This window comes from Streptomyces zhihengii (assembly GCF_016919245.1).
GTDB lineage: Bacteria > Actinomycetota > Actinomycetes > Streptomycetales > Streptomycetaceae > Streptomyces > Streptomyces zhihengii.
Genome location: NZ_JAFEJA010000001.1, coordinates 1,627,825 through 1,651,103 on the forward strand (window position 1 = coordinate 1,627,825; position 23,279 = coordinate 1,651,103).

Genomic DNA, 23,279 nt, shown 5'->3' on the forward strand with positions numbered 1-23,279 from the left:
AACACCCCTGACATTCCAGGGGTGTTCCCGGGGGCCCCTAAGGGTCGTGCCGACAGCAGTGGTCAGCCGCGGAAGCGCGTCCTGACCAGGCCCTTGCTGGCGTTGATCATGCGCGGCCCGATCTCCGGCGGCGCCTCCCTGCGCGACCAGACGGCATTCATCGCCATCTTGGCCGGACTCATGGCGAAGCAGCGGGTCGACTCCTCGCCGAGGCGGAACGAGGGCGAAATGAAGTCGGCGTTCTCGATGTGCTTGAGAATACGCTTCGCCGCGTCTCCCGGAGCGATGGTCCCCTCTTCCACGGATTCACAGAGATCCCGCGCGAGAATTCCCATCTCGTTGAATCCGGCACTGACCGGGAGCGGGGAGCCGGGGTGCTTGCTCTGCTCCAGGTCGAGGAAGACCTTCTCGTCGCCGGTGGTGTCGAACCGGTAGTAGGCGTCCTCCAGCATCACGTTGCCGAGCATCGTGCCGAGCATCCAGGTGCGGTTGACCGCGTTCCACAGCTCGTAGTCGCGGAAGCCGACGAACGAGCTGTAGACCAGGTTGTCGTGGAAGTCGAACAGCCCCTGCTGGAGGTTCTCCAGGTAGGAGAAGCGCTCCAGCGACCAGTCGCCGTCGCGGGAGGCGGCGATCAGCCGCCAGCCGAGGGCGTTGACCAGCTCCATGGTGTTGGTCAGGCCGCGGGAGTAGAGGGCGTCGATGAATCCGGCCGCGTGGGAGGTGAGGCAGAACCGCTCCCCCACGACCTGCTTGGCCGAGTACTGGAGCCGGCCCGTGGACACCCACGGCCGGACCGCCTTGGCGCCCTGGAACTGCCAGGCGATCTCCGGGTACCGCTTCAGGAAGTCGTCGAACTCCTGCTCGGGGGTGGCGTCGCCCTTGGGGAAGACCCGCGGGTCGTAGGTGAGACCCACGCTGCACAGCGGGTTCAGCGAGTCCTCGTGGTTGTCGAACGGGATGACCCACAGCCAGCCGCCGTCGAAGACGTGGTGCAGGGTGCCGTGGTGCCAGGGGTTGGGCTGCTTGTGGTTCCGTCCGTTGGGCGAGCGGTCGTACGGCTTCACGCCGACCATGTGCGTGAACATGCTGCGCGAGTGGGTGCGCGCCCGGGTGGGCGTCTCCCGCAGGTCGAACTTCTCGGCCAGCGGCGAGCGGAAGCCGCTGCCGTCGACGACGTAGCTCGCCCGGAACTCCTTGCCGCTCTCGGTGCGCAGCACCGCGCCGCTGTCCGGGTCGATCTCGATGTCCGCGATCCGGGTGGCGAGCTGGGGCACCGCCCCGTACTTCACGGCCAGGTGGAAGAGGTAGGCGTCGATGTCCTGCCGGAAGAGGTGGGTCTCGGTCCTGATGGCCGAGGGCACGACGAGCTGGTTCACCTCGGACGGGTTCTGGGAGCGGCCCTCGCGGTGGTAGACGAAGCCGAAGTTCTGCTTCTGCCCGCAGTTGCGGGAGACCTCCTTGCGGATGCCCTTGAAGCTGGAGAGGGCCTTCAGCTCGGGGACCTTGTAGCGGTCGGCGATCAGCCTCGTCATGCCGGACGTGTACGGGATCGTCGACTCGCCCACCGCGAAGCGGGGGTGGGTGCCCGCGTCGAGCAGCAGGACCTTGACGCCGTTGCGGGCGAGGACCGCGCCCAGCATGCCGCCGGCCATGCCGCTGCCGAGGATCGCCACGTCGTACTGGTTCTCGGGTGTCTTCTTCGTTTCCTTGCGCGGCACGCCGCTCACCTGTCTCTCGTCGGTAGGAAAAGGTGCCTGCTCATCTCGCTGCCGCTCCCAGGAAGTAGGTCCTCGGCAGTTCCTTCCGCGTGCGGATGCCGAGCTTCCGGAAGGCCTTCGTGAGGTGCTGCTCCACCGTGCTCACGGTGACGGTCAGGGCCCCCGCGATCTCCCGGTTGGTCCTGCCGTGCGCGGCGAGCGCCACCACCCGGCGCTCGGCCCAGCTCAGCAGGGCGAACGCCGCGCCGTCCGGCTCGGCGACCCCCGCCGTGCCGTGGACCACCGGGGCGGGCCTGCCGACCCCGCACTCGCGCCGCAGGCGCTCGGACTCCTTGAGGGCGGCGAGCCCCCGGGCGGCCTGGCCGCACGCGCCGTACTCGTCGGAGAGTTCGCCGAGCGCCCCGGCGAGCTGGAAGCGGTCGCCGCAGGCGCGGAGGATCTCCACGGCCTCCTCCAGCAGCCGTCCGCGCCGGCCCTCCTCGGCGACCGCCGCGCAGACCCGCAGCGAGATGCCGCGCGCCCGGGAGGGGCGCTCGCCCGCGAGCGCGAGCTGCTGGTGGGCGAGTTCACGGGCGGAGCGGAGGTCGGACAGGGCCAGGTGGGCGCGCGCGGCGCTGCTGCGCCAGGGCACCAGCGTCGGCTGGTCCAGGCCCCACTCGGTCATCAGCTCGCCGCAGCGGCTGAAGTCGTCGAGCGCGGCGTACGGGCGGCCCGTCTCCAGGTGGTAGCAGCCCCTGGCGTGGAGGTAGTAGAGCCCGAAGCGGCTGGAGTACATGCCCTCGGGCACCGGCTGGGCGACGTACTCCGCGGCGGCGCCGAAGTCCCCGGCGGCGGTGGCCGCCTGGACCAGGTTGGCCAGCGGGCCGCCGATGCACACGCCCCAGCTGTCGGCCGGGACCTGGGCGAGGGCCGCCTCGGACAGCATCCGGGCGTGCGACAGGTCGCCCTGCCGCAGCGCGATGCCCGCCCGCAGCGAGGCGAACTCGGCCGCCCACAGCGGCACCTTGCGGGCCCGCGCCTCCTCCAGCCAGTGGTCGCACCAGCGGGCGGCGGCCTCCGGCCGGTCGGCGAACGACAGGGCGGCCACCGCGCACATCAGCCACTCCTGGGTGTGCTTGCCGAGGCGCATGGCGCGCAGGGCGCTCTCGGCGTCGGCGACCGCCGCGTCGTCGGGCCCCCGCGCCAGCACCTTCGACAGCGCGGTGACGCCCAGCAGGCGCGGATCGCCGGCCGCGGTGGAGCCGAGCGGCGGCGGGGGCTGCACGACGGGGTAGGTGACCGACAGCAGCTTCCAGGTGGCGCGCACCTCGGCCGCGTACCCGGGGTCGCTCAGCTCGTCGGTGTCGTCGAGCTGGGCGACCGCGCCCACCGCCTCGTCGAACCTGCCGTGCCACAGCAGGTACTTGGCGAGCATCAGGGTGTGCCGGGCGGGCAGCCGGCCGTCGCTCAGGGCGATGGCCAGCTCGCCCAGGTGGGGTGTGCTGATGGACGGGTTGAGCATCCAGGCGGTCGAGGCCAGCAGGGCCCGCAGGCCGACCCGTTCGCCGTCGTCGCTGCCGAGGCGCAGGGCGGCTTCCAGGCACGAGTGGGCCTCGGCGACCCGGTTGCCGTTGAGATGGCGCTCGGCCGCGTCGCGCAGCACGGGTACGGCCCAGGTCAGCGAGCCGTCGTCGTCGCAGTTGCGCAGGTGCCGGGCGGTGCGGGTGGCGGCGACGCCCTCCTCGTAGCACATCAGGGCGGCGTGCCGGTGGAGCGTGGCGCGCTCCGGGGCGCTCAGTCCTTCGAGCACCGCCTGGGCGGCCACGGGGTGGCGCAGGCGTATCCCGTCGAGGAAGCCGGCGGCGGCCAGTTCCCGGGTGCCGCGGACCACGGTGCCCGGCTCCAGGCCGGTGAGACGGGCCAGCAGCGCGGGGGCGTGGATGTCGCCGTCGAGGGCCGCGAGGGCGCGGGCGAGCCGCAGCAGTGCGGGACGGCCCCGGTGCAGACAGCTCAGCAGGGTGTCGCCGTAGGTGTCGCCGACGACGACGGTGCCCGGGTCGGACGCCTGCCGGGAGTCCTCCAGCAGGGCCCGGACCAGCAGCGGGTTACCGCCGCTGACCCGGTGGCAGCGTTCCGCGAAGACCGGGTCCGGCGGGGCGCCGCGGTGCTGGGCGAGCAGCGCGGTGGTGTCGGTCAGCGAGAGCGGGCCGAGGCTGACGCTGCGGTAGCGGGGCTGGCGCAGCAGCTCGGCGTGGAGCTGCGGGTGCGCCGGTCGGGAGAGCGGGCACTCGGTGAGCGCCAGCACCACCCGGGCGCCGCGCAGTTGCCGGATCAGGTGGAACAGCCAGTGCAGGGTCAGGTAGTCGGTGAACTGCACGTCGTCGACGCACAGCAGCACGGGCGCGTCCTGGGCGGAGCGGAGCACCTCGGCGCAGAGCCCGTGCAGGACGTCGGTGGTGTCGGGGTCCAGGGTGAGCGGGGTGTCGCCGGCTCCGGCGGCCACGTCGTCGCAGGTGCCGCGGAGCCGGTCGAGCAGGGCGGCGGCCGGGCCGGGGGCCCCGGCCGAGCGCAGCAGCTGCTGGAGGACGCTGCCCGGGGACAGCCGCTCGGGCCAGGAGCCCACGGCGTCCAGGACGGTGAAGCCCCCGTCCCGCGCGGCGCCCTTCACCGCCGTCAGGAGTTCCGTCTTGCCGCATCCCATGGCGCCGCCGATCATCGCGACGCCGCCGCCGTCGCCGCGGGCGCAGGCGTGGAGGAGGTCGGTCAGTTCGGTCAGTTCGCGGTCCCGGCCTATCAGCCGCATGTGGTCCACTCCTCCTATCCGGCCGACGAGGTCACGCGTTCGGGTTCCGCCTTGCCCGCCGGGGCGGGGACCTCGACCGGTTTGCGGTAGACGCGGGCGAGCAGCGGGCCGGTCATGGCCGTGGTGACCACCGCCATGACGACCATCAGCGAGTACAGGTCGGCGTCGAGCAGGCCGAGTTGGAGTCCGACGCCGAGGATCACCAGTTCGGTGAGCCCTCGGGTGTTCATCAGGACGCCGAGCGCCGCCGCCGGCCGTGACGGCAGCCCCTGGGTGCGGGCGCCCGCATAGGTGCCGCCGAACTTGCCGACCACCGCGACGAGCAGGATGAGGCCCAGCTCGGCGAAGTCGGACGCCTTCATGGAGCCGAGGTCGACCTTGAGCCCGGCCACCACGAAGTAGACGGGCAGCAGCAGGGCGGTGACCTGCCCCATCCGGTCCTCGATCTCGTTGCGCACGAGGAGGGTCTTCTCCCTCGGCATGATCGTGCCGAAGAGGAAGGCGCCGAAGATGAAGTGCATGCCCATCGCCTCGGTGGCCGCCGCCGAGAGCAGCACGCCGATGAGGACCAGGGCGACGTGCCAGGGCGCGAAGGGCACCGCCTCGCCGTTCCTGACGAAGACGCGGCGCAGCAGCGGCCGCACCACGAACAGGGTGACGAGGACGTACGGCACGGCGAGCGCCACCCGCCAGTGCTCGCCCCCGCTGCCGACCGACGCCTGGACCGCGGCGAGGGCGGTCCAGGCGACGACGTCCACGGAGGCGGCCGTGGCCAGGGCGATGCCGCCGATCGTCGTCCTGCTGAGCGCCCGTTCGGTGAGGATCCGGGCGAGCACCGGGAAGGCGGTCACCGAGACGGAGAGGCCGATGAACACGACGAACGCGGCCGTGTTCGTGACCTCGTGGGTGCGCATCAGGTAGAAGGCGAGCCCGATGCCGAGCAGGAACGGGATCACCGTGGAGCCGGTGGCCGCTCCGCCGGTGACCCGGCTCCTGCCCCGCAGCGTGGCACGGTCCAGCTCCATGCCGACCGTGAACATGAACAGTGCCACGCCGACGTCCGCCATGCCCGTGAGCAGCGGACGGATGTCCGCCGGGAACAGCAGATCGGATATCGCCCCGTTGAACAGGGTCGGTCCCAGCAGGATGCCCGCGACGATCTCGCCCACCACGGCCGGCTGGTTCACCCGGGCCGCGAGATGCCCGAGGGCTCTCGCGAGGAAGAGGATCAGCCCGAGGTCGATGAAGAGCAACGTGATCTGATGACTGCTCATGACGGCGGCATCCTGCCCGTCCTTGTCTCAGGGGTGTGGGGGTCGCCGGGGCCGAAGGCCCCGGGTCAGCTCTCCGCGGCCTCGGCCGTCCCGGCGGGCTGCCCGATCAGGTCGTCGATCTGGAGCGTGAGCATCGGGTGCTTGCCGCTCAGGCCGGAGATGAGCTGCACGAAGTTCGAGGAGGGCGTGCGCTCGCGGTCGGGGTCGACCATCTCCGAGGCGAGGCTGTGGTAGAACTCCTTGTACTTCGACCGGTCGTAGAACCGCTCGACGAAGACGCGGATCTCGTCGAAGAACGCCCGGTAGGCGGTGACGTACCGCTTGAGCGCCTGCTCCTCGATCTCCGGGTGCTGGATGATCTGGTCGACGATCTTCGCCAGGGTGCTGCCGGCCAGGGTGGCCAGCGCGACACCGGTGGAGAACAGCGGGTCGACGAAGGCGGCGGAGTCGCCGACGCAGACCCAGCCGTTGCCGTTGAAGCTCTGGCTGGTGTACGACCAGTCGCGGGCCGTGCGCCAGCCGGCCGACTGGTTGGCGCCCGCGAGCATCTTCTTCAGCTTGGTGGACTTCTCCACCTCGCTCTTGAAGAGGTCCTCCAGCGACTGGCCGTCCTTGCCGGCGTCCGCGGAGCGGGTCACGTAACCGACGCTGACGGTGCCCTTGTCGATCGGGATGGCCCAGAACCAGCCCTCGTCGAGGCCCTCGATGAGGATGTTGGTGTACTCGTCGCCGCCGAGGCGCTCGCAGTTGTCGAAGTACGTCCAGACGGCGACGTTGCGGAGCTCCTCGTGCCAGGTGATGTCGGCGTAGCGGCGGCTGAGGAGACGGGCCTGGCCCGAGGCGTCGATGACCAGCTTGGCGCGGGCCTCGTGGGAGCCGTCGGTGCCGCGCAGTGTGTAGCGCACGCCGGTGACGCGGCCGTCGGTCTCGATGGGCTCCTTGACGGTGGCCTCTTCGAGGATGAACGCGCCCAGTTCACGGGCGCGGTCGAGGATCAGCGAGTCCATGTCGGCCCGGCGGGTGTGGTACGCGTACTCGTGGCTGCCGCCCTCGATGAACGAGAAGTTCCACGGGATCTGGGCGTTGCCCCAGACGAGCGTGCCGCCGTACTTGCGCTCGAAGCCGCGGGCGTCCATGCGCTCGGTGATGCCCAGCTCCTCCATGGGGCGCATGAAGGCCGGGATGAGGGATTCACCGACGTGGTAGCGGGGGAACCGCTCGCGGTCGAGGACGAGGACGCGGTGTCCGCGCTTCGCGAGAAGTCCCGCGGTGGTCGAGCCGGCCGGCCCACCACCGATGACGATGACGTCGTATTCGTCAGGTACTCCGTGAAGAGTCGACGACATGACACTTCCCTTCTTGCTTCGACAGACGTGCCCGCTTTGCGCGGAGCTCGCACCGGCATTCCTCAGAGCCTGACGTGTGGCCCATAAAGGTCTTCTGGACGGTCTCTGGATTTCAGTTCCAGGGCCGTTTCACAGGTATGGACCGCGCGCGGGGCGGCACGGCAGCGGTGCCGCGCCGACCCGTCCGGGCCTGACCTGGAAGGACATGACGGACCCACCCCGTCGCACACGAACGCGGCGACGAGGTGAGGACGATGTCCGGAATTCACGCCGCACACGGGCAGCGCAAAGACGGGGTGAATACGGGCTCACGACGAACCGGAGTAGCGGATGAATGGCCCGGCCGCGGTGTGCGGTGGCGCATTGTCCCCGTCCGGCACGCCATTCCTTTCGCCCGGGATGATTTCCGCCGTCCCTATGATTGTGGACTGGCGTTCGGACGGTGGCATCTCCCGTGTTGCTCTCCCGTCACCGGGCCCGGCGGTCCTCCGCGTCCCACCAGCCGGGGTGGTCCCGGTACCAGGCCACCGTCTCGGCGAGGCCCTGCTCGAAGGGCACGGCGGGCTCGAAGCCCAGCTCCTCGCGGAGTTTGGTCCCGTCCAGCGAGTAACGCCGGTCGTGGCCCTTGCGGTCGGCGACCGGGCGGACCCGGCCGGGGCCGGCCCCGCAGAGGGCCAGCAGCCGTTCGGTGACCTGCCGGTTGGTCCGCGGCGTACCGCCGCCGACGTGGTACACCTCGCCGGCGCGGCCCTTGGCCAGGACGAGCTGGAGCGCCCGGCAGTGGTCGTCGACGTGGATCCACTCCCGCACGTTGGTGCCGTCGCCGTAGAGCGGCACGCTCTCCCCGGCCAGCAGCCGGGTGGTGAAGAGCGGGATGAGCTTCTCCGGGTGCTGGTGGGGCCCGTAGTTGTTGGAGCACCGGGTCACGGACACGTCCAGGCCGTGGGAGTGCCAGTAGGCGCTCGCGATCAGATCGCTGCCCGCCTTGGTCGCCGCGTAGGGCGAACTCGGGTCCAGCGGCCACCCCTCGGTCCACGAGCCGTCGTCGATGGAGCCGTACACCTCGTCCGTGGAGACATGGAGCACCCGGGGCACCTCGGCGTGCAGGCACGCCTCCAGCAGCGTCTGGGTGCCGGCCACGTTGGTCCGCACGAACGCGGCGGGGGCGGACAGCGACCGGTCGACATGGGACTCGGCGGCGAAGTGCACCACCGCGTCGTGCCCGGGCAGCAGGTCGAGCAGGAGCGGCGCGTCGCAGACGTCCCCCCGGACGAACGTCATCCGGGGGTGCGCGGCGGGCAGGTTGCCGCGGTTGCCGGCGTAGGTGAGCAGGTCGAGCACGGTGACATGGGCGTCCTCGTAGCCCGGGTACTCGCCCCTGAGCATGGCGCGGACGTAGGCCGAGCCGATGAACCCGGCACCGCCGGTCACGAGAATTCTCATCCGGTCAGCCTCATCAGGTCGTCTGGGTCAGGTGGTCTGGAGGCGCACGCTGGCGTGGTCGCCGACCATCAGCCGGTGCCGGCGTTCCGGTCCGGCCGACGTCACCTGGGCCGCCCGGCCGATCACCGAACCGTGCAGCCCCTCGACGCCGTCGACTGTCGCCGCGTCGAGCACGATGGAGTACGAGACCTCGGAGCCGGTCACCACGCAGCCGTCGCCGACGGCGGTGTCGGGGCCGATGACGCTGCCCTCGACGACGGTGCCCCGGCCGATGCAGACGGGGCCGGTGATGGTCGAGCCGGCCACCCGGCTGCCGGCCCCGATCCGGACGGCGCCGGTGATGCGGCTGCTGTCGTCGACCGTGCCCGCCACCTCGGGGACGAGGGTGCGCAGCATCTCGCGGTTGCACTCCAGCATGTCGTCGACGCTGCCCATGTCCCGCCAGTAGCCGGTGTGCCGGGAGGCGCGGACGTCGTGCCCGCGGTCGATCAGCCACTGGACGGCGTCGGTGATCTCCAGCTCGCCGCGGGCGCTCGGCCCGATCGCGGCGACGGCCTCGTGGATGCGCGCCGTGAAGACGTACACCCCGATCAGCGCCAGGTCGCTGCGCGGCCTGGCCGGCTTCTCCACGACGCGCACCACCCGCCGCTCGGCGTCGAGTTCGGCGACACCGAAGGCGCGCGGGTCGGCGACCGGCTGGACGGCGAGCCGCGCGGGGGTGCGGTGGGCCCGGAAGTCGTCGAGGACGCCGCCGATGCCCTGCGGCAGCATGTTGTCGCCGAGGTACATCACGAAGTCGTCGTCGCCGAGGAACTCCCGGGCGACGGCCACCCCGTGGGCCAGGCCCCGGGGCGCGTCCTGCGGGAGGTAGGTGATCCGCAGGCCGAGCGCGCGGCCGTCGCCGAGCGCCTCGGCGATGTCCTCGGCGTAGCCCCCGACCACGATCCCGACCTCGGTGAGGCCCTGCGCCCGCAGGTCCTGGAGGATGTGCACCAGCACGGGCTTGTTGGCCACCGGGATGAGCTGCTTGGGCATGGTGTGGCTGAACGGCCGCAGCCGGGTGCCGGTGCCGCCCGCGAGGACGAGGGCCTTCACGAGGCGGCCCCCGTCCCGGGCGCGGACCGTGACACCGGCTCGCCGGCCGGCGCGGGCGCTGGCGCGGTCCGCCCGCCGCCGTAGACCAGCCGGCGCATCAGCGCGTCCAGCGGGCCCTGGCGTCCGGCGCGCTCCAGCGCGACGGCGACGGCCACCACCGTCAGCCAGACCCCGACGGCGACGGCCGCGGCGCCGGTGGCGTGGATGTGGTCGCCCAGTCCGAAGGCGACCCGGGCGAGGACCAGGGCGAGCAGCGCGGACTGGAGCAGATAGCACGTCAGGGAGCGCCGGCCCACGGCCGCGAGGGCGCGGCTCACCGGCCCGGGCTCCAGCCCCCGGTCCCGCGTCCGCGCCACGAGCAGCCCGAACACGGCCGCGTAGGCGAGGCCGCCGCAGAAGCCGGTGACCACGTGCAGGCCGGTGACGAGGCCGGTCGCCAGGTCGCCGGCCCGCCAGGTGCCCGCGCCGACGAGGGCGAGCGGCACGCCGCCGAGCACGGAGACCGTGCCGCCCCACACCGCGACCCGCCGCAGCAGCGCCCGGTGCGCGCCGGGGTCGTCGAGGTAGCGCTTGCGCGCGGCCCAGGCGCCGACCAGGATCGCGGCCGGGATCGGCCAGCCGAGCAGGATGTGCAGCGAGGCGAACGGCACCTGGGCGAGGCGCTCGCCGAGCGCGGAGACGTAGTCGTCGGCCCACACCGTGCCGCGCACGGCCGCCGCGTCCTCGGTCTGCTCCACCGCCACGGCGACCGACAGCAGGACGGCGGTGACCGCGCCCACGGCCGCGCTGATCACGACGCCCTTGCCCAGCGCCCGGTCGCCCCGGGTGAGCAGCCAGCCGAACAGCAGCGCGGCGACCCCGTAGGGCGCGAGGATGTCGGCGGGGAAGACGAACACGAAGTGCGCGAAGCCGAACAGCACCAGGAAGAGGCCGCGCTTGCGCAGCAGCCGGCCGGACGCCTTCGCGGAGGTGCCCGCGGCGCGCTGCCGCATGACGAGCATCGCCATGCCGTAGCCGAAGAGCGCGGCGAACATCGGGTAGGCGCGGTTGTCGACGAGGTCCAGCCCGAGGAAGGTGACGGTGCGGTCGAGCGCGTCACCGCCCTGGGGGTGGGTCACCGGGCCCGGGTCGCTGCCCGTCACGTACATCGGCGCGTGCGCCAGGGCGATGAGCAGCAGCATGAAGCCGCGCGCGATGTCGGGGGCCGGGGAGCGCTCGGCGGCGGTCACCCCCCGGCGTCTGACCGGCGTGTTCTCAGTCCTGCGGGTCGCCATGGAGTCCTCCGAGGGGTGGTGTCCGGCCCGGGCCGGCCGGGCCGGGCCCTCACGGTCGGGCATGGGGTGTCTGCTCACCGGGAAAGGGCCCGGCAGGCCGCGTAGTCGGGCAGCAGGCCCGCCGCGCGGGCCTCGGCGAGGGTCGGCGCGGCGAGGTCGCGCGCGGACATGACGGGCTCGGTCCCCTCCGGGAGGGGCAGCCCCAGCTCCGGGTCGTGGAAGGAGAGCGCCAGTTCGTCGGCGGCCACGTAGCTGCTGGTCAGCATGTAGGACATGACGGTGTCGTCCTCCAGCGCCACGAAGGCGTGGCCGACGCCGACGGGGAAGTACATCGCCCGGAAGTCGACCTGGTCCATCAGCACCGCGTCCCACTTCCCGTAGGTCGGGGAGCCGACGCGGATGTCGACGACGATGTCGAGCGCGGAGCCGCGCGCGCAGTACACGTACTTGGTGGTGCCCGGCGGTGTCGCGGTGTAGTGGATGCCGCGGACGACTCCCCGCGCGGAGCGGCTGTGGTTGGTCTGCGCCGCCCGGAAGTGCCGGTGTCCCACCGCCTTCTCGAACGCCGCCGACTGGAACGGCGAGACGAACAGGCCGCGTTCGTCGGGGAAGACGGTCGGGGTGAACTCCACGGCTCCCTCGACGGCGAGTTCGCGTACTTCCATGGCTCCTCCAGGGCACGGGCCCGTCGCGGTCGCCGACGGGAGGGGGCGGGGCGGTGGCGGCGGGCCGGCGGCGGCCCGGATCCGCCCAGGTCCGGGCGAAGGCCCCTACAGCGCGGCCAGCACCTCGCGCAGGACGCCGATCACGCGGTCCTGCACGGCGGGGGCGAGCGAGGGGTACATCGGCAGCGAGAAGATCTGTCCGGCCAGCGACTCGGTGACGGGCAGCGAGCCGGCCGGCACACCGAGGCCGGCGAAGCCGGACATGGTGTGCACGGGCCAGGGATAGCTGATGTTGAGGTCGATGTCGTGCTCCCGCAGCGCCTGGAGGATCCGGTCCCGCTCGGGGTGGCGCACCACGTACACGTAGTAGACGTGGTCGTTGCCGGGGGCGAGGGCGGGCAGCACCAGGCCGGTGCCGGCCAGGCCCTCGGCGTAGCGCTCGGCGACGGCGCGGCGGGCGGCGACGTAGGCGTCGAGGCGGGGCAGTTTGCGGCGCAGTATCTCGGCCTGCACCTCGTCGAGCCGGGCGTTGTGGCCCGGGGTCTCGACGACGTAGTAGCGCTCCTCCATGCCGTAGTACCGCAGCCGGCGCAGCCGTGCGGCGGTGTCGTCGCCGCGCACCAGCACCGCGCCGCCGTCGCCGTAGGCCCCGAGGACCTTCGTCGGGTAGAAGGAGAAGGCCGCCGCGTCGCCGGTGGTGCCCGCGAGGACGCCGTCGTGCCGGGCCCCGTGGGCCTGGGCGCAGTCCTCCAGCAGGGCGAGTCCGTGCTCGGCCGCGACCGTCCGCAGCGGTGCCAGGTCGACGCACTGCCCGTAGAGGTGGACGGGCAGCAGACAGCGGGTGCGCGCGGTGACGGCGGAGGCCACCTGGGCGGTGTCCATCAGGTAGGTGTCGGGGTCGATGTCCACGAACACCGGCTTCGCGCCGACCGAGTCGATGGCGACCACCGTCGGCGCCGCCGTGTTGGAGACGGTGACCACCTCGTCGCCCGGCCGGACGCCGAGCGCCTGGAGGGCCAGTTTGATGGCGTTGGTGCCGTTGTCGACGCCGACGCAGTGCGGCATGCCGTGGTAGGCGGCGAACTCCCTCTCGAAGCCGTGGGTGCTGGCGCCGAGGACGAGCCGGCCGGAGGAGAAGACGGTCTCGACGGCGTCGAGGATGTCCTTCCGCTCGGCGGCGTACTCCTCCAGGTAGTCCCACACTCTGGTCGTCACGGGCGGTCCGCTCCTTCCTTCACGCCGAGGAACACGCCACGGCCGGACTGGGATCCTTCGATGAACTCGGGCGTGAGCCCCGCGTCGCGCAGGGTCCGCTCGTACAGCGCGCGCGGGAAGAGCTGGTGGACGTAGGACTCGGTGAAGTGCCGCGCCCCGGTCTTGGGGTCGGCGACCACGTAGTGCACGTCCATCCGGGAGGCGTCGCCCTCGCGGGTGGTGTGGGAGAGCCGGGTGACGGTGCGGTGGTCGGGCCGCAGCACGTCGGCGGCCACGTACCCGTCGGTGAACGTCTCGGGGAACCACCACGGTTCGACGACGACCACGCCGCCGGGCCGCAGGTGCCGGGCGAAGCAGCGCATGGTGCCGCCGAGTTCGGCCGGGTCCTGGTGGGCGACGGCGGCGAAGAGGCACACCACGGCGTCGTAGGCGCGGCCGAGGTCGAAGTCGCGCATGTCGCCGTGGTGGAGGCGGGCCTCGGGCAGCCGGTCCCGGGCGACGGCGAGCATCGCGTCGGACAGTTCGACGCCCTCGGCCCGGTCGAACATGCCGAGGAAGTGGCGCAGATGGCCGCCGGTGCCGCAGGCGACGTCGAGGATCGAGGACGCCCCGGGCACCCGCTCGCGGATCAGGCCGGCGACGTAGGCGCTCTCCGCCGGGTAGTCCTTGCCGCGCAGGGTGTACACGAGGTCGTAGATCTCGGCGAACTCCGGTCCGTACACGCTTGTCCCCTGTCCCCTCAGTCGGATGTCGTGGTGCCGGCCAGGGCGGCCACGGTCCGCTCCAGGGCGTCCCGCAGCCCGATCTCCGGCCGCCAGCCGGTCACGGCCCGGTAGGCGGCGGAGTCGATGGTCACGCTGTCGAAGTCCGTCGCGGGCGCGGTGGGCGGCGGCTCGACGGAGACGACCGGCACCGGGTCGCGGCCGAGCCGCAGCGCGACCAGCTCCGCGACGGTGCGGCACACCTCGCCGAGCGCGTCGCCCCGGCCCGCGCCGAGCGGCCAGTGGCGTCCGGCCAGTTCACCGCCGTGGCCGAGTGCGGCGGTGAACGCCCGGGCGATGTCGTCGACGTGGACGAGGTCGCGCTTGACGCTGCCGTCGTGCCAGAGGGTGAGCGGTTCGCCGGCGAGGGCGCGCCGCACCATGAAGGAGACCACCCCGCGGTCCGCCCCGTGGGGGGCGCCGGTGTGTCCGAAGACCGTCGGCAGGCGCAGGCTGACGCCGCGTACGACGCCGTCCGCGGTGGCGTCCAGCAGGATCCGCTCGGCCGCGAGCTTGTGCGCGTCGTAGGCGGTGTGCGGGCGGTCCCGCTCGCCGCCGTCGACCGGCCGGCCACCCGTCAGGCCGACCTGGGAGGCGGCGCCCGCGTAGAGGACCAGCGGCGGCGTGCCGCCCGGCCGCCGCTCGCGCAGGATCCCGCAGAGGTTCTCCATGACGCCGACGTTGGCGGCGCGGGCGGCGGGGTCGCTCTCGGCGGCCCGCCAGCCGCCGCCGTGCATCACGAGGTGGACGATCACGTCCGCGCCCTCGACCGCGGCCGCGAGCTCACCGGCGTCGGTGAGGTCGGCGCGGCGCACCTCCGCGGTGCTCCCCGGGGAGAGGACCGGGCCGCTGTCGCGGCGGGCGACGGCGCGCAGCCGTACGGGCCGTCCGGCGAACGCGGCCGTCACGGCGGAGCCGACGAAGCCGGAGGCACCGAGGACGACGACGCCGGGCGGGCGGTGCGGGCCGTGCTCCGGCGCGCCGGAGCGCTGTGCCGCGGTGGTCATGACGGCTCCCCCCGCCCGGCTTCCGCCGTGCCGTACGCCGGGTGCTCCAGGGCGTGCAGACAGGCCAGCAGGCTGCGCGCCTGCATGGTGACGTAGTGGCTGTGGCGCAGCAGCGCGGAGAGCTGGGCGGGGGTGGTCCAGCGGTAGCCGGGCGGTTCCGGCAGGTGTCCGGTCTCGACGATCAGGTGGCGGCTGCGGGTGTGGAAGAGCCGGCCGCCCTCGTCGGAGAGGACGGTGTCGAAGAGGATCCGGTCCGGCCCCGCGCCCAGGACCTCGTCGAGGAAGCGCGGCCGCCCGGTGCCTGAGTCCGATTCGTGGTCGCGCGGGGTGCACTGCACGGTGGGGCCGAGTTCGAGGACGTCGACGAAGCCCGGTTCGACGCGCTGCCGGACGAGCACGTGCAGCACGCCCTCGACCCGGGTCACGAGGAAGGCGACCAGGCCGGTGCCGTGGGCCGCGATCATCGGCTGGCCCCATGCGGCGACCTCGCGGCCGGCGGCCTTCACCCGGACGCCGATGACGTCGAAGAAGCGGCCGCTCTCGTGGGAGATGGCGAGCGGGTCGCGCCGCCAGCGCTCCAGCCGGGGCAGCGGCACGCGTTCGGTGGTGACCTCGATCCGGCTGCGGGCCTCGGTGATCCAGCTCAGGAGCGGTGCCGTGCCGGAACGGCCGCCCGGCGGGGAGGCCGGGGCGTCGGGCGGGAAGGGCAGACAGGCCAGCACGCTGCGGGCGTCCATGCCGACCAGGTCGTCGAAGCGGAGCAGGCCGAGCAGTTCGCCGAGCGGCAGCCAGCGGAAGCCCTCGGCGGCCGGCACCTCCTCGGCCGTCTCCACGATCATGTTGCGGTTCCGCTTGCGCAGGAACCACGTGCCCTGCTCGGACTGCCGGGAATCGGCGAGGATGCGGTGCGCACCGGCCTCACGGAAATACCGGAGATAGGGAACCGATTTCCCGCGGTGCACTCCGGTGAAATTGCTCCGGGTGGCCTGGACGGTGGGAGAGAGCTGGAGTCCGTTGATGTTCCCCGGCTCCGCCTTCGCCTGCATCAGGCAGTGGAGTTCGCCGTCGATCCGGCGTACGAGAATTCCGAGGATTCCCGTCTCCGGCTGGTTGATGACGGGCTGGTCCCAGTGTTCGACGGGGCCGCCCGCGTGATGCGTCCGGATGCCCTCTATGGAGAAGAAGCGGCCGGTGTGATGCGTCAGGGCCGGGGCGTCGGGGTCGCAGTGCCAGCCGGTCACGGAGGCCAGCGGGACCCGCTCGACGTGGGTGTAGATGCTCTTCCGGGCGTCCTCGAACCAGTGCCGGAAAGCTGACGGCACGGATGGTGAATCACCCATTGATGCATTCATCAGCAACTCTCGGGGACTAGGTCGGGACTGCGGCATCACATTTCGTGGTGCCTGATTTTCTCGCAGTCCGTCGCCTTGTGGCGTCTCCCAGATTGCTCACACCGGGCGTCGGGCCTTTACTTCCCGGCATGGGGCGGCCGGCCGGGGCCGGCCGCCGGTGCGATCATTCCTGAGCGCCGGTCAGATGGTGGCAATGGCCCTCGTACACCCACTGCTCCCATTCCTCGGGCGTCCAGCCGCGTTCGGTCACCAGCAGATGGAACAGCTCCGGTCCGAGCAGGACGTAGGAGATGTCGACGGCCCGCTCGACGGAAAGGTCCTCGCGCAGCGCCTTCTTGGCGACCAGCGACTCGGTGAAGCGCCGCTGGACGACCTGCCGCTGGCGTTTGTTGGCCTCCCACAGCTCCGCGCCGTCGCCGCTGGTCGTCGCCGCGTTCCGCAGCACCTCCAGCAGCGGGCCGACGCGTTCGTAGACCTCGCGCGTCAGCCGCACCTGGAGACGGATCTGCTGCCGGGGGTCCTCGGCCTCCAGGGCCTCGACCACGTGGGGGCGCTCCAGCGTCGGGACCGGGTCCTCGTCGCCCGCGATGTGGACGTCGATGAGCTCCTTGAGGATCTGCTGCTTGCTCCCGAAGGAGAAGTAGATCGTCTGCACGGCGACCTTCGCCTCGCGGGCGATGGAGTCGATCGTCGTGGCGCCGTAGCCGTGCTCGACGAACAGACTCATCGCGGCCTCCAGCATCCGGTTGCGGGTCTGCTGCGCCTTGAGCCGGCGGCCGGGGGACTTGCTCACCATCGTCGATCACTTCCTCGTCACTGCTACGGCGTCCGGCGCCACGGGGTGGAGAGCGGAGGACCGCCGGGCCGGTCGCCGCCGCACCGGCAGACCAGGCAAGTATGACTGCCGGCCGGCGGCCCCGGCGGACGGCCCCGCCCGGGGGCGGGAAGCGGTGGAGCCCCGGCAGGGCGGGCGGTCAGTCAAGGGCGCCGGCCGCGGGTGAGCGGCGCGCCGCGATCAGCGACCTGACGACCCGGTCCGGGCGGAGGACCGCGGCGGGCTTCGCGAGCAGGTGCTGCACGTCCAGCATGACGCGGTGCGCGGGCACCGAGACATGGCTGGCGAGCATGACCTGGCGGACGTAGCGGTTGAGCAGGTCCGTCCCCACGCCCTTGGCGCCGACCGTCTCCGGGTACATGAAGTCGCTGCTGGTGGACATCTGCCACGGCGTGTCGATCACCCGGGCCGCCGCGCGGTAGAAGCGGCGGGCCATCGCGGGGGTCGCGGCGCCGTGGCGGTCGAGGGAGCGGGCGAGCTCGACGGCCTCCAGGGTGGCCGTCGTCATGCCCTGCCCGTACAGGGGGTTGAAGCTGCAGATGGCGTCGCCGAGCGCGACGAAGCCCTCCGGCACCTTCTTCAGGCGCTCGAACCAGCGCCGCCGGGCGGCCGGGTAGGTGAAGCGCTCCGCGTTCTGGTCGTCGACCGGCTTGGTGCGGGCCAGCAGGTCCGAGACGATGGAGGTGGGCAGCCCGTCGGCGAAGGCGGTGAAGCCCTCCGGGTCGACCGGGGCGTGCGAGCGGTGCCAGCCGCCGAGGGTGACGATCCAGCGGTCGCCCTCGACCGCGAAGACCGCGGCGGCCCGCTTGTCCCCGGGCGGCACCGCGGACATCAGGAACAGCAGGGCGTCGTCGGCCAGTTCACCGCCCTGGCGGTGCATCACCCGGGTCGTGTAGCCGACGTCGATCTTGACCGTGGTGGTCTTCGGCGCGGGGCAGTCGAGCTCCTCCAGCCAGCGGTCGGTCCGTCCGGCGCTGCGCCCGGTGGCGTCGACGACGAGTTCGGCGCCGATCCGCGATCCGTCGTCGAGTTCGACGCCCAGCACCCGGCCGGACACGCCGAAGAGCCCGCTCACCGCCGTGCGGTCGCGGATCTCCACGTTGGGCAGGGCGGCCACCCGGCGGCGGATGGTGTGCTCCAGGTAGGCGCGGGTGAGGCTGATGCCGAGCTGACCGCTCTCGAAGCGGGTGCGCAGCGCGCCCATCTGGTGGAAGAGCAGGTCGTGTCCGGGGTCGAAGGGCACCGCGCCGCCGGCGATCAGCTCGTCGGTGAGGGCCGGGAAGAGCCGGTCCAGTGTGCGGCGCCCGCTGATGAGCAGCGCGTGGGCGTGCGGGCTCTGCGGCACGCCCTTCCGGTCCGCTGCCGTGTCGGGGAGCGTGTCCCGGTCGAGGACCGTGACCGATGTGAACCTGCTGGACAGCGTGCGGGCGGCGACCAGGCCGCCGATCGACCCTCCGATGATCACCGCGTGTCCGCCGATGACGCCCACGAGCCCTCCCCTGCAAGATGGCGAAATGCGGTGCGAGCGCACCGCCCGGCACATTCTCGGCAGGCCGCCCGGGAATTGTCTTCTCCAGGGTTGCTCAGCGGCCCGGGATTGCGTCAGCAGGCGAAGAGTTCCGGGAGGGCGGCGCCTATCGTGGCGCGTTCCGCGTCGAAAAGCCTTACCCGGGAGGGGGGTTGCAGGACGAGATCGACCGTCACCGTGGAACCGGGCGAGATGTAGAACGGACCGGCCGTGCCCACCGCGATGGGCTGCTTCCCGCCGCCCACTCTGCGGGACACGGCCTGAATGTGCCAGGGGCCCTCGGGGACGTATTCGATGCACCACGTTCCTTTTCCCTGTTCCATTCGGCAGCAGCGGGCGGGGCGTTCCTGGCGGGTGAGCGGGGGAATGGCGGCGACGAACACCGGCTCGTCCTCCTGGCCGTCGGCACGGAAAATCCGGCCGCGGAACGATCCGTAGGCGAATGGCGCGTCGTCCCTGCGGCCGGCGGTGAAATCGACGGCGGCGGGGCCGAGCTGGGCGAGCCGCCGGAAGCGGCCGGGCGAGACGCCGACGCTCCGGGTGAAGCGGGTCGTGAAGGTGCCGAGGCTCGAGTAGCCGACCTGTACGGAGATGTCGGCGACGCGGTCGGAGGTGCACAGCAGCTTGCGCTTGGCGACCTCCTGGCGGACCGCCGTGAGGAAGCGGGCGGGCGGGAGCCCGGTCTCCTGCCGGAAGAGCCGGGCCATGTGGAAGGAGCTCAGCCGGGCCGTGTCCGCCAGGACACAGAGCGACAGCTCCTCGTCGTACCGGTGACGTATCGCTTCGACGACGCTTTCGATCTCGGGCCGCATGCAGGACTCCCCGTGAGGTGTACGCGCACCTGCACACCCCTGCCGGACCGGGACCGCATGGCTGGCGGGCTCCGGGGGCGAAGTGTGCCGACATCTGTGGAGCCGCTGGTCACCGCGGGGGTTCCCGAACGGCTTGCCTGTAAGCGTAGTGTACCTCTAGAGTCCGACATGAGACAGTGACTCTAGAGAGGGACTTGGCCATGACCGTCGTCCGGATCACGCGCTTCAGGACCGACCCCGCCAACGACGCGGAGATGATCGACAAGCGGGCCACCCTCATCGCCGCGGTCCGCGAGTCCTACCCGGGGCTCACCGAGGCCCGCCTCGGCCGCCTCGAGGACGGCACCTGGGTGGACCACTGGTACTGGGAGTCCACCGAGCACATGCAGAAGGCACTGGCCGCGGCGCCCACCATCCCCGAGGCGGGTGCGGCGTTCGCGCTCACCACGGACACCACCGCCGAGTCCGCGGAGATCGTGGCCGTCGTCTGAGGCACCGCCGGCCGCGGCCGGCACATCGCGCACCACGGCTTCTGCCCGCACGGTTCACCGTGCGGGCAGAAGCTTTTTTTGCATTTCCTTGGTGAACCCCCTGCGATTTCCCCGGTCGCTTACCCGGCCACCACGCCCGGACATTCCCGAAGGCGCCCAGAAGGGCATGCGGCAGAGATATCCGACATCCGCGCCATACCGCTGCCGTAGGGGCCACCCCTAAGGGGGGAACCGCAAGAATGAAGAAGACACCGGCATCCGGGGTCTGCGAGGCTCTCCGGGTAAGGGCAGTCCACCGTCGCCGATGCGGAACTCACCCCGGACACACAGCCGGTGAGCCGATCTCGAATATCACGCGCACTATGTGAGAACCAACGCGTCGCACCGTCTTCGCGCAGTCGACCGCACATCCCGGAGACAGCCGCCCCGGACATTCCGCCACGTATTTCCGGGACTTGGCACATCATGCCCGCCGAGCTGTCTCCCGTCCGGGTCCACGCGCGACACATCGCGCTGCACGGGCACTTCCGTACCACGGAGTTCCACCGGAGTTCCACGGACTTCCACGAAGAAGAATCCACATGGGGGCCATCATGGAGTACGCAATTCAATGCGCAGTGAAGACGATCCGAGAACGGTACTTCGAACCGCTGACACTGGATGAGTTAGCCCACGCCGCCATGGTGAGCAAGTTCCACTTCCTGCGGTCGTTCCGGCGCATCACCGGAGTCACCCCCGGCCGTTTTCTCAGCGCGATACGGCTCCATGAGGCGAAGATCCTGCTGCTCACCACCTCGCTGAACGTGAGCGACATCGGCGCCCAGGTCGGCTACAGCAGCACCGGCAGCTTCACCCGGCGCTTCAGCGAGTCCGTGGGCTGCTCCCCCACCCAGTACCGGCACTCCGGCCACAGCCAGAACCCGCCCGTCGACCCGGGCATCGCCCTCGCCGCCGAACGTCCCGCCGAGCGGGAGCGGGACCTGCTCCCGGAGGCGGGACCGCGCCAGGAGCAGGAGCAGGGCTGTGTCACCGGAGTGGTGAAGGCCCCCGGCAGGACCGCGTCCGGCATCTACATCGGTGTCTTCGAGAGCCCCATCCTGGAGCGCACGCCGGCGGCCCGCGCGGTGGTCGCGCACTCGGGCCAGTTCCGCATCGGCGGGGTGCCCGAGGGGACCTGGTACGTCCACGCGGTGGCACAGGGGACGCATCCCTGCGGCACCGGGGACACCACGGCCCGTCAGCTCCTGGTGGGCACCGCGGGACCGGTCCAGGTGGGGCCCGGCACCGACCCGATCGTGCAGATGACGCTCCATCCGCTGGGCTGGTCCAACCCGCCGATCCTCTTCGCCTTCCCCGGCGAGGGGGCCGCCTGACCTGCGGGGCCGTCTCGCGGGCCGAAGCCCCCGAGACGCGTCGCGAGGGCCGGTCCGGATGTGCGCCGCACATCCGGACCGGCCCTCGTCGTCATGCGGCCGGGCGTCCGGCCGGGGAGATCAGAAGCTGTACTCGCCGAAGCGGCCCCAGGCGACGAACGCGGCCAGCGCCAGCAGGACGAGGTTGACCACCACGGCGGGCGCCTCCTTGCGCCGGATGTGGACGACCGCGGCGAGGGCCATGGTGATCGCGAGTCCGGTCGCCGCGACGGGCACCAGCACGGGGGCGATGTCGAGGACCGCGGGCAGCACCAGGCCGATGGCCCCGAGCACCTCGACGACCCCGATTCCCTTGACCGCTCCGTCGGAGAAGTCGGCGGCCCACGGCATGTTGCCGGCCACCAGCTTCGACTTCGGGGTGACGACCTTCATCAGGCCGACGGCGGCGAACAGGAAGGCAAGGATTCCGGCGACGATCCATAAGGTGGTGTTCATGTCTGTCTTTCCTCTGCTTTCTCATCGGTGAGCTGAGTCAAAGGCTCCCCCCGAACGCCTCTGCGCTGTCTGTGTCGTCTGCGTTCTCTGCGTATCTCCGGTCCGGCCGGAACCACCGCACGGACGTGCCGGAGCCCCGGCACGGGACATCCCGTGCCGGGGCCGCGTCACACGGTGCGGACGACGGCCGTCACACCTCCCCCTCGATGTGCGACCGGACGAACTCGTATGCCCGGTCGCCGATCTTGCGCCCCATGGACCAGGACGCCTCGATCGCCGGCATGAAGTGGACCCCGCCCCAGAACCGGCTGAGTCCGCAGTCCCTGGTCCAGTCGGTCCAGGAGGTCCAGTGGAGCTCCAGCGGCTGACGGGGCGTCACATCCGGTTCGACGGCCGAGGAGTGCGCGGCGCGGGAGACCCTGATGTCCACCGCGTCCGTCCCGAGGAAGCGCCGGACCGACTGCGCCTCGGCGGAGCAGAGCGAGGTGGATCCGGACGGGTACTCGGGGTGGTCGGGGGTGCCGAGGTAGCTCCGCCACTGGTCGGCGGGGATCGACACGGTCCCCTTGCCGGGCCCGCCCCAGGCGCGCACGGGCTTGCGTCCGTACACGTGGCGGATCGCGGTGTGCGGGCGGACGGTGTCGTAGACGACCTTGTTGTACCAGGCGAAGATGCTGGCGTCGAAGGTCGCCGTGTCCGCCACCGTGTGCAGGTGGATCCAGCCGTCGAGGTCGAGCCGGGCCGCATCCGACGCGGAGCCCACGGCGGCGCCGAGGCTCAGGAACTTGTCGTCGAACATCTCGCACTTCATCTTCTGCTCGTCCGTCAGGCTCGCGGACATGGCGAGGATGTCGTCCACCTGGCGCCGGTACTCGGCGCGGTTGTGGTGGTTGCTGGCCCTCGGCACGGGCGCCCGGAACTCGCTCGGGTCGCTGTACGAGTAGGGCCGCACCCGGGCGAGCTGCGGTGTCACGAACTGCTGGACCTGGAAGATCCCGTTGCCCTTGGTGACGACGAGCGGCTGCCACCGCGACGGGTTGCGCAGCCGGTAGGCGGTGTTCTCCGGCTGGTAGCCGGTGTAGTCGGCGTAGGCCAGGCGGTTGTACTCGCGGCCGCCGTGGTCGCCGAGCTGGTTCATGCCGTCGTGCAGCCGGCTCTCCAGGACGTGGCGGGCGGCGAGGTTGCCGATGCCGGCGGGTGTGCCGGTGTCCTCCCGCGCGTCGTCGGGGTCCATCCCCACGGAGACCATGGTGTCCCGCCAGAGCTGCTGGTAGCCGGGCAGCAGGAAGTTGTACATGCGGTACGTGGCGTAGAGCAGCGCGATGTTCTTGTTGCGGTTGGTGGCCGCCTCCGAGGCGGGCCGGCGCCCGAGGTCCGAGTGGATCCCGACCGCGGTGGGGTGGTACGGCGCGATCGCGTCGAACCAGGCGTGCGCCACCAGGTTGGCGAAGCGGATGATCAGCGAGGCGTCGCTCGGCGCCACGGCCGCCCGCGCGGGCCCGCCGGAGACCGGCCCGAACACGTCGAGCGCGGCGTTGCCCTTGTCGAAGTCGAAGTGGTGGCGCGGTGTCGCCGCGGCCGCCGGGCGGGCGGCCAGGCCGAAGCCGTCGGTGGCGACCGCGCCCGTGCCCGCGGCGATGCCGAGCAGAACCGACCTGCGCGGCGTGCCGGGTCTTCCGTTGACCGTCCATGCGCTCATCTGCGGATCCCCCTTGTCCGGAAAACGACGGCGGATGTGCCGCCGGGGCACGACCTTCACAGGGGTCACGAGAGGTGTCGCCTCCTGGATTGCTCAGGCGCCCGGCGCGCG

The 23,279-nt window shown here is 71.8% G+C and carries 19 protein-coding genes; 2 read left to right on the forward strand and 17 right to left on the reverse strand.

The window, feature by feature from the left end:
* Nucleotides 1-62: 62 nt before the first annotated feature.
* The 15 genes from JE024_RS06835 to JE024_RS06905 form a co-directional block, all read right to left on the reverse strand.
* Entirely contained in the window at nucleotides 63-1,721 is a 1,659-nt protein-coding gene (locus JE024_RS06835) for an NAD(P)/FAD-dependent oxidoreductase (RefSeq protein ID WP_244882641.1), read from the reverse strand.
* Nucleotides 1,722-1,761: 40 nt separating this feature from the next.
* Nucleotides 1,762-4,503, reverse strand: coding sequence for an AAA family ATPase (locus tag JE024_RS06840; RefSeq protein WP_205372734.1), 2,742 nt, complete (start codon nucleotides 4,501-4,503; stop codon nucleotides 1,762-1,764).
* Nucleotides 4,504-4,517: 14 nt separating this feature from the next.
* Nucleotides 4,518-5,777 carry a cation:proton antiporter domain-containing protein gene (locus tag JE024_RS06845; protein ID WP_205372735.1) on the reverse strand — a complete coding sequence of 420 codons (1,260 nt, stop codon included), beginning with the start codon at nucleotides 5,775-5,777 and terminating at the stop codon, nucleotides 4,518-4,520.
* Nucleotides 5,778-5,842: 65 nt separating this feature from the next.
* Entirely contained in the window at nucleotides 5,843-7,123 is a 1,281-nt protein-coding gene (locus JE024_RS06850; protein ID WP_205372736.1) for an NAD(P)/FAD-dependent oxidoreductase, read from the reverse strand.
* A gap of 468 nt (nucleotides 7,124-7,591) precedes the next feature.
* A complete protein-coding gene (gene rfbB, locus JE024_RS06855; protein WP_205372737.1) occupies nucleotides 7,592-8,566 on the reverse strand; it encodes a dTDP-glucose 4,6-dehydratase in 975 nt (324 codons plus the stop codon).
* Nucleotides 8,567-8,593: 27 nt separating this feature from the next.
* On the reverse strand, nucleotides 8,594-9,661 hold the full coding sequence (locus tag JE024_RS06860) for a glucose-1-phosphate thymidylyltransferase (RefSeq protein ID WP_205372738.1): 1,068 nt from the start codon (nucleotides 9,659-9,661) through the stop codon (nucleotides 8,594-8,596).
* Nucleotides 9,658-10,998, reverse strand: coding sequence for a DUF418 domain-containing protein (locus tag JE024_RS06865; RefSeq protein ID WP_205372739.1), 1,341 nt, complete (start codon nucleotides 10,996-10,998; stop codon nucleotides 9,658-9,660). The genes JE024_RS06860 and JE024_RS06865 overlap by 4 nt, the downstream gene beginning before the upstream one ends.
* Before the next feature lie 11 nt (nucleotides 10,999-11,009).
* On the reverse strand, nucleotides 11,010-11,600 hold the full coding sequence (locus tag JE024_RS06870; protein ID WP_205372740.1) for a dTDP-4-dehydrorhamnose 3,5-epimerase family protein: 591 nt from the start codon (nucleotides 11,598-11,600) through the stop codon (nucleotides 11,010-11,012).
* A gap of 105 nt (nucleotides 11,601-11,705) precedes the next feature.
* Nucleotides 11,706-12,815, reverse strand: coding sequence for a DegT/DnrJ/EryC1/StrS family aminotransferase (locus JE024_RS06875; protein ID WP_205372741.1), 1,110 nt, complete (start codon nucleotides 12,813-12,815; stop codon nucleotides 11,706-11,708).
* Nucleotides 12,812-13,537: a class I SAM-dependent DNA methyltransferase gene (locus JE024_RS06880; protein WP_205372742.1), complete on the reverse strand. Its 726-nt coding sequence runs from the start codon at nucleotides 13,535-13,537 to the stop codon at nucleotides 12,812-12,814. Before JE024_RS06880 ends, JE024_RS06875 begins: the two co-directional genes overlap by 4 nt.
* A gap of 17 nt (nucleotides 13,538-13,554) precedes the next feature.
* Nucleotides 13,555-14,583 carry an NAD-dependent epimerase/dehydratase family protein gene (locus JE024_RS06885; protein WP_205372743.1) on the reverse strand — a complete coding sequence of 343 codons (1,029 nt, stop codon included), beginning with the start codon at nucleotides 14,581-14,583 and terminating at the stop codon, nucleotides 13,555-13,557.
* On the reverse strand, nucleotides 14,580-15,905 hold the full coding sequence (locus JE024_RS06890; protein WP_244882644.1) for an NDP-hexose 2,3-dehydratase family protein: 1,326 nt from the start codon (nucleotides 15,903-15,905) through the stop codon (nucleotides 14,580-14,582). Before JE024_RS06890 ends, JE024_RS06885 begins: the two co-directional genes overlap by 4 nt.
* 193 nt (nucleotides 15,906-16,098) lie before the next feature.
* Nucleotides 16,099-16,731 (reverse strand): TetR/AcrR family transcriptional regulator, encoded by a 633-nt coding sequence (locus JE024_RS06895; RefSeq protein ID WP_244882646.1) that lies wholly within the window; start codon nucleotides 16,729-16,731, stop codon nucleotides 16,099-16,101.
* Nucleotides 16,732-16,909: 178 nt separating this feature from the next.
* Entirely contained in the window at nucleotides 16,910-18,259 is a 1,350-nt protein-coding gene (locus JE024_RS06900) for an NAD(P)/FAD-dependent oxidoreductase (RefSeq protein WP_205372745.1), read from the reverse strand.
* 113 nt (nucleotides 18,260-18,372) lie between these two features.
* Complete coding sequence (locus JE024_RS06905; RefSeq protein ID WP_205372746.1) at nucleotides 18,373-19,110, reverse strand: helix-turn-helix domain-containing protein; 738 nt, start codon at nucleotides 19,108-19,110, stop codon at nucleotides 18,373-18,375.
* A gap of 200 nt (nucleotides 19,111-19,310) precedes the next feature.
* On the opposite strand from JE024_RS06905, the gene JE024_RS06910 reads away from it, so the two are divergent.
* Both JE024_RS06910 and JE024_RS06915 read left to right on the forward strand, forming a co-directional pair.
* Nucleotides 19,311-19,601, forward strand: coding sequence for an antibiotic biosynthesis monooxygenase (locus JE024_RS06910; RefSeq protein ID WP_205372747.1), 291 nt, complete (start codon nucleotides 19,311-19,313; stop codon nucleotides 19,599-19,601).
* Between the two features lie 593 nt (nucleotides 19,602-20,194).
* Entirely contained in the window at nucleotides 20,195-20,974 is a 780-nt protein-coding gene (locus tag JE024_RS06915; protein ID WP_280521571.1) for a helix-turn-helix transcriptional regulator, read from the forward strand.
* A 120-nt stretch (nucleotides 20,975-21,094) separates the two neighbouring features.
* On the opposite strand, the gene JE024_RS06920 is transcribed toward JE024_RS06915, so the two are convergent.
* A complete protein-coding gene (locus JE024_RS06920; RefSeq protein ID WP_205372749.1) occupies nucleotides 21,095-21,469 on the reverse strand; it encodes a DoxX family protein in 375 nt (124 codons plus the stop codon).
* Nucleotides 21,470-21,659: 190 nt separating this feature from the next.
* On the reverse strand, nucleotides 21,660-23,168 hold the full coding sequence (locus JE024_RS06925; RefSeq protein ID WP_205372750.1) for a vanadium-dependent haloperoxidase: 1,509 nt from the start codon (nucleotides 23,166-23,168) through the stop codon (nucleotides 21,660-21,662).
* Nucleotides 23,169-23,279: the final 111 nt, after the last annotated feature.

Coding starts and splice junctions, on each gene's coding strand:
- JE024_RS06840 (WP_205372734.1), bottom strand. CDS start 4,503: ATGCGGCTGATAGGCCGGGACCGCGAACTGACCGAACTGACCGACCTC.
- JE024_RS06845 (WP_205372735.1), bottom strand. CDS start 5,777: ATGAGCAGTCATCAGATCACGTTGCTCTTCATCGACCTCGGGCTGATC.
- JE024_RS06850 (WP_205372736.1), bottom strand. CDS start 7,123: ATGTCGTCGACTCTTCACGGAGTACCTGACGAATACGACGTCATCGTC.
- rfbB (WP_205372737.1), bottom strand. CDS start 8,566: ATGAGAATTCTCGTGACCGGCGGTGCCGGGTTCATCGGCTCGGCCTAC.
- JE024_RS06865 (WP_205372739.1), bottom strand. CDS start 10,998: ATGCCCGACCGTGAGGGCCCGGCCCGGCCGGCCCGGGCCGGACACCAC.
- JE024_RS06870 (WP_205372740.1), bottom strand. CDS start 11,600: ATGGAAGTACGCGAACTCGCCGTCGAGGGAGCCGTGGAGTTCACCCCG.
- JE024_RS06885 (WP_205372743.1), bottom strand. CDS start 14,583: ATGACCACCGCGGCACAGCGCTCCGGCGCGCCGGAGCACGGCCCGCAC.
- JE024_RS06895 (WP_244882646.1), bottom strand. CDS start 16,731: ATGGTGAGCAAGTCCCCCGGCCGCCGGCTCAAGGCGCAGCAGACCCGC.
- JE024_RS06905 (WP_205372746.1), bottom strand. CDS start 19,110: ATGCGGCCCGAGATCGAAAGCGTCGTCGAAGCGATACGTCACCGGTAC.
- JE024_RS06910 (WP_205372747.1), top strand. CDS start 19,311: ATGACCGTCGTCCGGATCACGCGCTTCAGGACCGACCCCGCCAACGAC.
- JE024_RS06915 (WP_280521571.1), top strand. CDS start 20,195: ATGGAGTACGCAATTCAATGCGCAGTGAAGACGATCCGAGAACGGTAC.
- JE024_RS06920 (WP_205372749.1), bottom strand. CDS start 21,469: ATGAACACCACCTTATGGATCGTCGCCGGAATCCTTGCCTTCCTGTTC.
- JE024_RS06925 (WP_205372750.1), bottom strand. CDS start 23,168: ATGAGCGCATGGACGGTCAACGGAAGACCCGGCACGCCGCGCAGGTCG.